This window comes from Psychrobacillus sp. INOP01, from assembly GCF_018140925.1.
GTDB lineage: Bacteria > Bacillota > Bacilli > Bacillales_A > Planococcaceae > Psychrobacillus.
Window position 1 is genome coordinate 1,720,714 of the sequence record NZ_CP073315.1, and the last position, 11,736, is coordinate 1,732,449.

Here is an 11,736-nt window from a genome sequence, read left to right on the forward strand (position 1 = left end):
TTATCATAAAATTCTGATGAAATAGACATTTCGTTTTCCAATTGACAGTCTGTTGAAACATGGTAAAATCCTAATTACTTTAACGATTGAAAGCGTTGAATCGACGAAGTGCTAAAATTAATTTAGGAGGTTATATAATGTTTCGAATTTCATCTACGATTACGCCTCCTTTTCGAGAGGCATTGTTTCTTATTTTAGTAATCATTACTTTAATGGCTGTTTGTATTATAGAATTTGAGGCTGTACCTCACATGCCCATTTTATTTGCTATTTTACTTTTAATCATTTATGGGTTCATAAAAAAAGTACCATTCAACTTATTGGAAGAAGGTCTCATAGAAGGTTCTAAAACGGGACTTGGAGCAGTTTTCATCTTTTTCTTTATAGGAATTTTAATAAGTAGCTGGATGATTGGTGGAACTATTCCAACGCTTATTTATATAGGTTTTCAATTCATTTCTCCACATTTTTTCTTTGCAATTGTCTTTTTAGTTACCTGCGTCATTGGTTTATCCATTGGAAGTTCATTGACAACAGTAGCAACTATAGGTGTTGCTTTTGTCGGAATAGCAAGTGCTATGGATATTTCTTTGGCTATAACTGCGGGGGCTGTTGTATCTGGTGCCTTTTTCGGCGACAAGATGTCTCCTTTATCTGATACAACGAATCTAGCATCTGCCATTGTTCGAGTAGATCTATTTGAGCATATTCGAAATATGGGATGGTCGACAATTCCTGCTTTTTTTATAGCGATTATTGGTTATGCAATACTTTCACCTAACAAGGAAATTCAGCAGCTAGAACAAATAAATACACTTAAGGATGGTCTACTTCAAACTGGTATGATTCATTGGTATTCATTACTGCCGTTAGCTTTGCTTATTGTGCTTTCTTTTAAAAAAGTACCAGCTATTTTAGCTCTTGCATTGACTTCTGCTAGCGCAATAGCTGTTGCATATTTCCATCATTTTTTTACTGCAAGTGAAGTATTAAACATCCTTTTTAGTGGTTATACATCTCAAACTGGTATAGAGGCGGTTGACTCTTTACTTTCTAGAGGCGGAATGACTAGTATGATGTTCACTATCTCACTTGTCTTACTGGCCCTGAGCATGGGTGGCCTTTTATTTACTTTAGGTATCGTACAAAGTTTACTGCAGAAAGTGGAGAGTTTACTAACGAGTGTAGGGAAGGTTATTTCAGCAGCGGCTTTTACCGCTATTGGTGTGAATGTGCTTATCGGAGAGCAATACTTATCGATTTTATTGACAGGTGAAACATTCCAAGCCCATTTCCAAAAAGTCAGATTAGCAAACAAAAACCTAGCTCGTGTGATGGAGGATGCAGGTACTGTTGTAAACCCACTGGTCCCTTGGAGTGTTTGTGGGATTTTCATCACAGATGTATTAGATGTATCAACGATTGACTACTTGCCGTTCGCCTTTTTCTGTTTGCTTTGTCCAGTACTCACTATTTTGTTTGGACTGACTGGAAAAACACTTACTTATAATAAATGAGATCAATATGATACACTATTTCCAAGTACATTACGGAAAAAGTAGGCGATATTATGGAATTTCAGGAAATGAAAGAATACTTGCTTGAGCAAATAGTAGCGAAGCAGTTAGTCAGCGCAACCATTAGTCAACCACGCGCAAAGTCTAATGAAGTGAAACGTGTAAAATTAAAACCGATTGAGATAAAAAATACGTATCATATCCAGCTAGAATACCAATATGAACGAGTTTTAAAGCATGAAAATATCCCATTAGATGCTTTTACAGAAACATTAGATGAACTCTTAGAACAGTTCCGTCAGCTTCATATAGATTTCAAAGCGGAAAAAGTACAGGCTCAGCTTTCTAAGAAAAACAAAGTCATGTGGAAATCCGAGAAAGCAACAGACACCAAAACGGTAGACCTCTCCCATAACCGTAAAAAGAATTATTTGTTGGATGAAAATACACCATACCCATTCCTTATTCGATTAGGCGTTCAGACACCTGACGGAAAAGTAAAAAAGCAAAAGTATGACAAGTTTAAACAAATAAATCGTTTCATCGAGTTTATAGATGATACGCTTGCCTACTTGCCAAAGGATAAAACCGTTCGAATTCTCGATTTTGGATCTGGTAAATCTTATTTGACATTCGCATTGTATCATTATTTGAAAATCGAAAAAGGGCTTGATATTCGGGTTACTGGACTTGATTTGAAAAAGGAAGTCATTGAGGAATGTGCACAAATTGCAGATGATTTAGGATACGAGCAGTTAGAGTTTCTAGTAGGAGATATTAATGACTACAATGACGAAACTGCTGTGGATATGGTTGTCACGCTTCATGCCTGCGATGTTGCAACAGATATGGCACTTGCTAGAGCCGTAAAATGGGATGCGAGCGTAATTTTAAGTGTACCTTGCTGTCAGCATGAATTAAACACACAGCTAAATGCACCGGGTTTAGATATTATGTTGAAACATGGACTAATAAAGGAACGTTTTGCTGCCCTAGCAACGGACTCCATTCGAGCGGAGATTTTGAATATGGTTGGCTACGAGGCACAATTAGTCGAGTTTATCGATATGGAAAACACACCGAAAAACATATTGATACGTGCTTATAAAACTGGTAAAAAACCAACCTCTGAACAAATGATAAGTTATCAACAATTTAAACAGATGCTAAATGCAAAGCCATTTTTGGAGAATGAATTGAAGGATTATCTCAATTGATAAAGATTGAAATATTATGCTACTGGGGGTTTTACCGATGAAAGAACCAACTATTAAAAAGGTAGCCTATGGTATAGCAATGGCGATTGCAATAATCATTGTGCACTTTATCGATGCTCGCGTTTATGCGATGCCTCCAATTTTCGCATTGTTTTTAGCGATTTTCATAACCTATCTTGGTATTGTATCAATAAATAAATTCGATAGATTGGATCAACCGATTTCTAGAACTAATTATAATTTAATAAATGGAGTCGTTGTACTTGTTCTTTTTATCGCTTATTTTAAGATTTCTGGATAAGAAAAACCGGGTAAAAAGATGCCCAGTTTAAGTCCAAAACCTGTTTCTATCGTTTCCGAAGGGCTTTGGACAGACATTTTACTATATGATTGCCGAGGGAATTTTTAGGGATGCTGGTTGGTTGTGACGTTCGTCACAACCAACCAGCATCCCTTTTTTTCGTTAATCTAATGGCGTTTATCCCGCATTAACAGGTAGTAGATAACTGCCCGTAAAAGCCCGAATGGTTCAACTAACAATTAGTGGTGGATGAAGCCCCATTAATTGAAGTTTCACTTTATCTGTCCGTCGCCCTTCTACAACTCTTAGAAACAGGTAAGTGAGTTTTTGGATAACTAGAGAAAAAATACTTTCCTATTCGTAGAGGGGATGACAGTCTAGGTACGCGACATCGTGGTGCTCCTGCGCAAAGCTCGTCGCAAAATAAAAACTATTTCGCAACGACTGCCTGACCCGCATCATGCGGGCCCCGAAGATACAATTTCGTTCGCTATTACGCTTCTTTATTTAGTGAACACTTATTATTTCACTGTATATATTCACTAGAATAAAAGAAAATCTACTTACTTCATCCTTCATGACAGCATAGTATCCCTAATTCAACAGACGATTTTATCCCTATATTAATTTTGACTACTCTTATCATCTAAGCAAGAAAGTCGAGACCCCGCGGGAAGCGTCCACCTGAAACGGAAATCAGTAGTATTATTCATTCTTTCAAGTCCCATGAACTCAGTATTCACTACATCTTTATATAATTTCTTATCTTTTAAAAAGAGTGACCAATAGATGTCTTAAGACACTCATTGGCCACTCTTTTCTTTTATAATTCCTGACGTAATGCTTGGATCACATCAATTTTAGTAGCTTTGCGTGCTGGTCTCCAACCGGAGATCATTGCTACCCCAATACTAATAGTTGATGCTAAAGCCACTAGCTGCCAAGGGATTAATGAAAATGTAATAGATAAGTCTTGAAGTCCATCCTCTCCTAATGCAGCCCCAACAACCATCGGCAGTAGCCAGTTAGCTAGGAAGCTCACTGCGTATGAAATAATGACTGCAAGGACAGTCCCAATTATGCCAATCCACGCACTTTCCATTAAGAACAATCGTTGAATGAGTTTAGGGCTAGCTCCAATTGCTTTCATCACCCCAATTTCACGAGTTCGTTCGGTTACAGCCATTGTCATTGTATTGAAGATACCAATAGATGATATTAGAATTGCAATAGTTCCAACAAATATTAATCCAATCTTAAAGGCCATAAAGAACACATCGATTTGCTCTAATTGCTCTGAGACAGAATAGACGTTATAGCCCATATCCTTTAATTCTTTAGTTACTGATTTCACATGTTCTAAACTAGATGTATATATTTTTGTGGTTGTGTAAGTAAAGTTTTCCGGAATTTCTTCTGCATTTGCTTCATAAGCTCCTGTTAATTTCGGTAGCCATGATTTATCCATTAAAATACTTTGATCTACAATCCAGTCTCTTGCAGGGTTATCCGTTACACCTACTACTGTAAAATCCCATTGTTCTGGGAAAGCATCATCCGACTCATATGGTTGTAAAGATAATGAAACTGTTTCGCCTATCATCGACTTTTCATAGCCCTTTGGAAAATCTGCCTCTTCTAAACCTTCTTCCATCTTTGCACGTTCTGCGTCTGTCCATAAATTCTGTGCAAAGTGATAGCCTACTACTATTTCCGATTCATTTTGCGGTAAACGGCCTTCTGATAATTTTAGATTTGATTGTTCTTCCTCTTTCATATCAGTTAATAGCAAGTTTCCTTGTATCGAACGATCCTCGAATTGAAAATTTGTCATGACTTCCATGCTTGTTCTTTGGACGATTGCTCCAACATGTGGAACAGATTTTATTTCTTCCAGATTCAATTCTTCATCTTCATTCGGGTAAACTTCCACTTCCGTGATGGATTGATCTTGTAGGATTTCGTTGCGCATCGTATCTTGTATACCAAATCCAATGGAAGCTAGTACGATCAAAAATGCACAGCCCATTGTTGCGGCAAGCACTGTCATAAATACGCGTAGTTTATTTTTCTTAATATGTTGGCGAACAAAGTCGATCTGATCTTTAAATAACATTATAGAACATCCCCCTTCACTAATTCCCCGTCACGCATTTTAAATGTTCTATGCGCAATACTCGCCACTTCCTCGTCGTGCGTAATCATCACAAACGTTACGCCTAGTGTTTGATTTAAATTTTGTATTAACAATAAAATATCCTGTTCGGTTTCGGAATCTAGACTCCCAGTCGGCTCATCTGCAAATAGTATAGGTGGGTTAGTAATTACAGCACGTGCAATACTTACACGCTGCTGCTGTCCACCAGATAATTCATTTGGATAATGGTCCCCAACCTCCGTTAGCCCTACCTTGTCCATCATTTGTTGAACACTTGCTTTTCTTTGTTTCGGTGATATACCCTTTAGTTTCAAAGGTAGCTCTACATTTTCAAAAGCTGTTAATCCAGGCATCAGTTGAAAGTTTTGAAAGATGAACCCAAAATTATTTAAGCGAAATGCTGCTCTTTCCGTTTCATTTAAATTAGCTGTTTCTTGTCCATTTACTGTAATCGAACCATGCTCGGGACTCATAAATCCTGCTATTGTATGAAGCAAAGTCGACTTGCCAGATCCACTTTTTCCTACAATTGCCACGATTTCCCCCTGTTTTACTTCGAACGATAAACCTTTTAAAACCGGCACTTTTTTCTCTTTTCCTTTTTTTCCTATTAGAAATGTATGATTCACATGATTAACTTGTATCATTTATTTACCCTCCCGTTTCGCTACTTCACTAATTGTACCCACCAATTCTTAACATTCTAGAAGGATAAAAATGAAGAAATTCTTAAGATAGGTTGAAATGTGGACGGAGTCGTCTGATAGCCCTAACACCGTTCTTCAGCGACGAGCTTTGCGCGTCTTTATTAGCAAGATTGAAGCGAAACGAGGGGCTGGTATCCGGAACTGGACAATAAAATAAAAAATGCACGAAGTTTTCACTTCGTACACTCACATCACTTTTTTACATTTTAATAGCTACCCTTTTCGTAATCTGGCGGATAACCCATAGAACTATAATTATTATTACTACTACCCCTAGTATTGATATAGGTAAACCAAAGTCATATGAGGAGAAACTTTCTGATACTGTAAGTCCTAATCCAATACTTAATAATGCATTCTCTATGAGGATTAAGACAATTGAAATTGCGATGAACACTATACCGATTATCACTCCAAAGCGATAAAAGGCACTTCCTATTAACCAACCTAGTAGATAGAACGTTAAGAGGTTTAAAGTAACGATGAAAATCGCTAACAACCAGTTACTTTGAGGATCAACATAAGGAGCTATAATAATAGATTGAATAATGTCAGTGACAATCCCATCGTCTTCCATGTTGACTCTTTCTCCAAAAGTAGTAGTAAATACAGTAGACATGTTAAATATTTTCAAAACGAATAATTCAATTCCAGAAACTATACTCGTTATCACTGGCAGGGTAATAGAAAGCCCGACAGAAGCAAGTGCCGCTCCTTTAAAGTAATCTTTTCTCGTTACTCCATTACTAACATAGTGAGGCAAAAAACCATATGATGAAATTATACCTACTACAAGCATGAATATATTAGAAGCTACAAATGTCGAGACAAAATACAATTCCATATCATTGTCACTGTTAATAGCTAGGACAATTTTTACTATATGAATAGCGAACATTATTCCTAAGAAGCCGAATGCCCAAAATAGTTGAACCCAGAACAAATCTGTTGCTACCTTTGGAAAAATCGATGCTTTTTTCAACTTAATCATCCCCCTCTGTCAAATGTATAAACAGATCTTGAAGTGAAATAGGACCAACCTCGAGTCCCTTTTGCTGAGCCGCTTTTCGGTCACGATCATTCAGTTCTCCATATACCATAACGGACTTCGTATTTCCTAATTGTTGGGTATTTAACTGTTTCATCGGGCGTACAAATTCGTCTACAACCTCTGTCGCACCTGTAATGGAGGAACCTTTTGTTATTAGTGACTCAAAATCCTCTTGCAAAACGATACTTCCTTTATGCAAAATGATTACATCATCGAACAAGTAATCCATTTCGGAAACGAGATGTGTAGATAATATAATGATGCGCGGGTGGTTTGATTGGTCCTCTAACAATTCACGGTAAAATATATCTCTAGTCGGGGCATCCATCCCTAGGTAGGCCTCATCGAATATCGTAATCGGGGACCTGCTCGCTAGACCAATCGTTACATTTAGAGCAGACTGCATACCCTTTGAAAATTCTTTTATTGGTTTTTTTAACGGAAGTTTGAACTTTTGCACTAAATAGTCAGCGTATTTTGCATCAAACTTTGAACGGTATCTCGCTACATACTCTAGCGTTTCTTTTACGTTATCTGATTCATCTTTATAGTCTTTATTGAAGATGAAAGATACATATTGCATAACTTCTGCATTCTCGAATGGAGCTTCGCCACCAATTGTAACAGTTCCACTTGTTTGTTCCCTGAACGAAGCCAAGATAGACAGTAGAGATGTTTTTCCAGCACCATTCCTACCTAATAACCCGTAAACTTTTGGCTCATTTAGCATGAACGAAACATCCTTTAAAGCAGGGTAGGAACCATAAGTTAAGCTTAAATTGTTTACTGAAACATTTAAAGTCATTTAGAATCACTCCTTTTCACTTTGCTTAACAGCTGGATAATTTCGTTTTCGGTTATACCTAATTTCTCAGCTTCTCTCACTAGACCCACTATATAATCATCTACGAATGCGTCTTTCCGTTTTTGGACGAGCATTCCTTTAGCCCCTTCTGCTACAAACATCCCTATCCCCCGCTTTTTAAATAGTATTCCTTCTTCTACTAATTGATTGACCCCTTTTGATACGGTTGCATGATTTATCTTGTAGAAGCTAACCAATTGATTCGTAGAAGGTGCCTGCTCTCCTTCTTTTAATTGATCGTTTACAATTTGATCTTCAATTTTTTCCCGTATTTGCAAATAGATCGGTTTATCATGGTCGAAAAGTGTGCTCACTACAAAAACCTCTTCCCTTACCACTTATATGGTTATATACTTGTGTGTATAACCATAACAGCTAGAGTAATTTTCGTCAAGCAGGAGCTTTATCGTTAAAATTTATAAAAGGCAAACTTTCTTACAGCTAACCCCGTCTAATATTTAATACGTTCGAACGTTATAGTTATAAAAAGGAGCACACCCCTGTCATGACAAAATCAGAAAAGTTTCAACTAGTGGAAAACTATATAATTGAAAATCAAAATGCCCATTATCGGCTTGCCTTTAGCTATGTTAAAAATAAGGAATCGGCTCTTGATATTATTCAGGACAGTATTATGAAAGCTTTAAAATCTATTGATTCACTTGAGCAAACCGGGTATTTAAAAACATGGTTTTACCGCATTTTAATAAATACGTCCATAGATTTTATTCATAAAAACAAACGAATAGTTGTAGTGGAGGATGAAGTTTTAGATTTTCATTTACCCTCCAGCGAAATGGAAGTACCAGATATCGACCTGTACGAAGCAATCGATAATTTAGCACCCGAACAGAAAACCCTAATTATTCTTCGTTTTTTTGAGGATATAAAAATAGAGGATATTGCAAAGATGCTTGGTGTAAACCAAAACACAATCAAAACAAGATTATATGCGACTTTAAGAAAATTACGCACCAATATGGAAGAGAAGGTGAAAGTATGAGTAAATTAAATGATTCTAAAAAACAATATAATGATATTGAAATACCGACAGAGCTGAAGCAAGTAGTAAGTAAATCCGTTCAAACTGTTAAAAGAGAACAATTGAAAAAAAAGCCCTCTTTCAAAAAGTTTGGACTTGGAGTTGCTGCAGCCGCTGCAATCTTTGTAGCAGGTGTTAATGTGAATCCCACCCTTGCACAATCTCTTTCCACAGTTCCTATTCTTGGATCCATCATTCAAGTCGTTTCGATACAAGAAATAACTATAGAAGAGGACACATATAACGCAGACTTGAAAACACCAAATGTAACCGGATTGACTAATAAAGAATTAGAAAATAGCCTAAATGAAAAATATATTGCAGAAAACAAAGAACTTTATGAAGGATTCCAAAAAGAAATGGAGGCTTTGAAGGAAGTTGGCGGTGGTCATCTTGGTGTCGCATCTACGTATGAAGTAGTGACGGATACAGATGAGATTCTCTCGATTAGCCGCTACGCAGTGAACATAGTAGGTTCTTCATCTACTACTATGAGAACAGATACGATTGATAAAAAAAATGAAGTTTTAATAACATTACCTAGTCTATTTAAAGACGACAAAGGATACATCGAGACAATCTCCACGTATATTAAGGGGGAAATGAAAAAAGAGATGGCTGCTGATGAAATGAACATGTACTGGATTGCCGGTGAAGAAGAAGTTTTTGATGGTTTTGATACCATTCGACCAGACCAAACATTCTCTATTACTTCAGATCATAAGCTAACCATTTCCTTCGATAAATATGAAGTGGCGCCAGGTAGTATGGGCGTTATTACATTTGAAATACCAACGGATGTTATAAAGGAAGAGCTAATTAGTGATTATTATATTAAGTGATTCTAATGATATTCGACCGATTATCATTGATATTCAACCGGTTACTGGTTACTAGCTTATCCAACCAATAATCGGACTTATTTTTCTAAAACAACACTCACAAAAAAACGCTCCTTCTCACAAATTTGTGAAAAGGAGCAGTTTTTATTTATGAAGGCATCGGTGTTTTGGTTGGTGCCGCATAACCTTCTTTATATGTTTCATCAATGGTATTGCGAATTTCTACTAATGACTTTCCTTCTTGGATCATTTGGATGGATGTGATAGCCGTTTCTAGACAGGCTGCACAACGAGTTCCATGATCATCCCAAACGACTTCCCCATTTTCTTTTATTTCATGGACGAAGCAGTTGAAATTACTTTCGTGACCTGCACTATCTCCGCAGCCACAATAGCAAGGCATCCACTTTAGTACATCATTTGCCTTTGCAGCGGCTTGATAGACAAGCTTCATGTCCTCGGACTGTGTTTCTAAGAAAGCTGGCAAAACATCTGTTGATGCTGTTGTTTCTTGCAAATCACCATTTTCTAAATGACCTACGTGATCCTCGTGCTCTTCATGATTTTCTTTCTCATTTTCCTTACCACATGCCGATAGCACTAATATACAGCTGAATAGAATAAATAATATTTTTTTCATAATTACCTCTTAAATCATATTTTCTGGTCGGACAATTTCATCGAATTTATCAGCAGTCAGAAGATCTAATTCGATTGCCGCCTCTTTTAATGTTGTACCGTTTTTATGGGCATGTTTTGCGATTTTAGCAGCATTTTCATATCCGATGTATGGATTTAATGCAGTAACAAGCATTAGTGAGTTATCTACGTGATGCTTAATCGTATCAAGGTTAGGTTCAATTCCAACCGCACAATTATTATTGAAGCTTAAAATTGCATCACTTAATAATCCAACTGATTGTAAGAAATTGTGAATAATAACTGGTTTAAATACGTTCAATTGATAATTCCCTTGGCTTGCTGCAAAGCTGATGGTTGTGTCATTACCCATTACTTGTGCAACAACCATTGTCATCGCTTCACTTTGGGTTGGATTTACTTTACCTGGCATAATGGAGCTTCCTGGTTCATTTTCTGGTATTGAGATTTCACCAATTCCCGAACGTGGACCACTTGCTAGTAAGCGAACATCATTCGCAATTTTCATCAAGTCAGCTGCTAATGCTTTTACTGCCCCGTGGACATAAACAACATCATCATAGCTTGTTAAAGAATGGAATTTGTTTTTTGCAGATGTAAATTCGATTCCTAGTGCTTTAGAAATTTCTGCTGCCACTTGGTCCCCAAATCCTTTTGGTGCATTTAACCCTGTACCAACAGCTGTTCCACCAATTGCAAGCTCCTTCATATCTTCTATGCTTTGTGTAATCATTTTTGCAGATTTTTCTAGCATTCTATGCCAGCCACTAAACTCTTGTCCAAGTGAAAGAGGTGTTGCATCCTGTAAATGTGTACGACCTATTTTGACAATATCCATAAATTTCTCGGATTTTTTGCCGAGTGTTTCCTTCAATACATCAATTGCTGGTAGTAGTTGGTTCTCTACTGCAAGTACTCCTGCGATATGAAGGGCTGTGGGGAAAGTGTCATTCGAGCTTTGTGATTTATTTACATCGTCATTAGGGTGAAGACGCTCTTCGCTTCCCTTTTCCTCGAGTAACTGATTTCCTCTATAAGCAATAACTTCATTTACATTCATATTAGATTGAGTACCACTACCTGTTTGCCAAACAACTAACGGAAAATGCGCATCTAGTTTTCCAGCTAGTATTTCATCTGCTGCCTCTGAGATAGCATCTTTTTTCGCTTCTGATAGATTTCCTAGTGAATGGCTAACGATTGCTGCAGATTTTTTTAAAAGGGCCAAACCATGAACTACCCCAATTGGCATCTTTTCCGTACCAATTTTAAAGTTTTGTTTGGATCTTTGAGTTTGTGCTCCCCAAAGACTATTTTCTGGAACTTTAATTTCCCCCATAGAGTCGTGCTCAATACGATAAGACATTAACCTCGCT

The 11,736-nt window shown here is 37.1% G+C and carries 12 protein-coding genes; 5 read left to right on the forward strand and 7 right to left on the reverse strand.

The window, feature by feature from the left end; all coding sequences use genetic code 11:
* Nucleotides 1–137: 137 nt before the first annotated feature.
* Genes nhaC through KD050_RS08650 form a run of 3 tightly spaced genes read left to right on the forward strand, consistent with a single transcriptional unit; the run spans nucleotide 138 to nucleotide 3,035 of the window.
* The gene (gene nhaC / locus KD050_RS08640; protein WP_211895763.1) at nucleotides 138–1,517 is read left to right on the forward strand and encodes a Na+/H+ antiporter NhaC; all 1,380 of its coding nucleotides are present in this window, start codon (nucleotides 138–140) and stop codon (nucleotides 1,515–1,517) included.
* A gap of 53 nt (nucleotides 1,518–1,570) precedes the next feature.
* The gene (locus KD050_RS08645; RefSeq protein WP_211895764.1) at nucleotides 1,571–2,734 is read left to right on the forward strand and encodes a class I SAM-dependent methyltransferase; all 1,164 of its coding nucleotides are present in this window, start codon (nucleotides 1,571–1,573) and stop codon (nucleotides 2,732–2,734) included.
* 37 nt (nucleotides 2,735–2,771) lie between these two features.
* On the forward strand, nucleotides 2,772–3,035 hold the full coding sequence (locus KD050_RS08650; RefSeq protein WP_211895765.1) for a hypothetical protein: 264 nt from the start codon (nucleotides 2,772–2,774) through the stop codon (nucleotides 3,033–3,035).
* 823 nt (nucleotides 3,036–3,858) lie between these two features.
* On the opposite strand, the gene KD050_RS08655 is transcribed toward KD050_RS08650, so the two are convergent.
* From KD050_RS08655 to KD050_RS08675, 5 genes are all read right to left on the reverse strand, one after another.
* Nucleotides 3,859–5,151, reverse strand: a complete 1,293-nt coding sequence (locus KD050_RS08655; protein WP_211895766.1) for an ABC transporter permease — start codon at nucleotides 5,149–5,151, stop codon at nucleotides 3,859–3,861.
* Complete coding sequence (locus tag KD050_RS08660; protein ID WP_211895767.1) at nucleotides 5,151–5,840, reverse strand: ABC transporter ATP-binding protein; 690 nt, start codon at nucleotides 5,838–5,840, stop codon at nucleotides 5,151–5,153. The genes KD050_RS08655 and KD050_RS08660 overlap by 1 nt, the downstream gene beginning before the upstream one ends.
* Nucleotides 5,841–6,099: 259 nt before the next feature.
* Nucleotides 6,100–6,882, reverse strand: coding sequence for a hypothetical protein (locus KD050_RS08665; RefSeq protein WP_211895768.1), 783 nt, complete (start codon nucleotides 6,880–6,882; stop codon nucleotides 6,100–6,102).
* Nucleotide 6,883: 1 nt separating this feature from the next.
* Nucleotides 6,884–7,756 (reverse strand): ATP-binding cassette domain-containing protein, encoded by an 873-nt coding sequence (locus KD050_RS08670; protein WP_211895769.1) that lies wholly within the window; start codon nucleotides 7,754–7,756, stop codon nucleotides 6,884–6,886.
* Complete coding sequence (locus KD050_RS08675) at nucleotides 7,753–8,130, reverse strand: GntR family transcriptional regulator (RefSeq protein WP_211895770.1); 378 nt, start codon at nucleotides 8,128–8,130, stop codon at nucleotides 7,753–7,755. The genes KD050_RS08670 and KD050_RS08675 overlap by 4 nt, the downstream gene beginning before the upstream one ends.
* 191 nt (nucleotides 8,131–8,321) lie before the next feature.
* On the opposite strand from KD050_RS08675, the gene KD050_RS08680 reads away from it, so the two are divergent.
* Both KD050_RS08680 and KD050_RS08685 read left to right on the forward strand, forming a co-directional pair.
* Complete coding sequence (locus tag KD050_RS08680; protein ID WP_211895771.1) at nucleotides 8,322–8,819, forward strand: RNA polymerase sigma factor SigV; 498 nt, start codon at nucleotides 8,322–8,324, stop codon at nucleotides 8,817–8,819.
* Nucleotides 8,816–9,700, forward strand: coding sequence for an anti-sigma-V factor RsiV (locus KD050_RS08685; protein WP_211895772.1), 885 nt, complete (start codon nucleotides 8,816–8,818; stop codon nucleotides 9,698–9,700). Before KD050_RS08680 ends, KD050_RS08685 begins: the two co-directional genes overlap by 4 nt.
* 148 nt (nucleotides 9,701–9,848) lie before the next feature.
* Here KD050_RS08685 and KD050_RS08690 read toward each other — a convergent pair whose 3' ends face one another.
* A complete protein-coding gene (locus KD050_RS08690; protein WP_211895773.1) occupies nucleotides 9,849–10,340 on the reverse strand; it encodes a PCYCGC motif-containing (lipo)protein in 492 nt (163 codons plus the stop codon).
* Between the two features lie 9 nt (nucleotides 10,341–10,349).
* Nucleotides 10,350–11,726: a class II fumarate hydratase gene (fumC, locus tag KD050_RS08695; protein ID WP_211895774.1), complete on the reverse strand. Its 1,377-nt coding sequence runs from the start codon at nucleotides 11,724–11,726 to the stop codon at nucleotides 10,350–10,352.
* Between the last annotated feature and the right edge of the window lie 10 nt (nucleotides 11,727–11,736).

What these genes read in the sequence shown, in the direction of transcription:
- nhaC (WP_211895763.1), top strand. Translation starts at nt 138, where the DNA reads ATGTTTCGAATTTCATCTACGATTACGCCTCCTTTTCGAGAGGCATTG.
- KD050_RS08645 (WP_211895764.1), top strand. Translation starts at nt 1,571, where the DNA reads ATGGAATTTCAGGAAATGAAAGAATACTTGCTTGAGCAAATAGTAGCG.
- KD050_RS08650 (WP_211895765.1), top strand. Translation starts at nt 2,772, where the DNA reads ATGAAAGAACCAACTATTAAAAAGGTAGCCTATGGTATAGCAATGGCG.
- KD050_RS08655 (WP_211895766.1), bottom strand. Translation starts at nt 5,151, where the DNA reads ATGTTATTTAAAGATCAGATCGACTTTGTTCGCCAACATATTAAGAAA.
- KD050_RS08660 (WP_211895767.1), bottom strand. Translation starts at nt 5,840, where the DNA reads ATGATACAAGTTAATCATGTGAATCATACATTTCTAATAGGAAAAAAA.
- KD050_RS08670 (WP_211895769.1), bottom strand. Translation starts at nt 7,756, where the DNA reads ATGACTTTAAATGTTTCAGTAAACAATTTAAGCTTAACTTATGGTTCC.
- KD050_RS08680 (WP_211895771.1), top strand. Translation starts at nt 8,322, where the DNA reads ATGACAAAATCAGAAAAGTTTCAACTAGTGGAAAACTATATAATTGAA.
- KD050_RS08685 (WP_211895772.1), top strand. Translation starts at nt 8,816, where the DNA reads ATGAGTAAATTAAATGATTCTAAAAAACAATATAATGATATTGAAATA.
- KD050_RS08690 (WP_211895773.1), bottom strand. Translation starts at nt 10,340, where the DNA reads ATGAAAAAAATATTATTTATTCTATTCAGCTGTATATTAGTGCTATCG.
- fumC (WP_211895774.1), bottom strand. Translation starts at nt 11,726, where the DNA reads ATGTCTTATCGTATTGAGCACGACTCTATGGGGGAAATTAAAGTTCCA.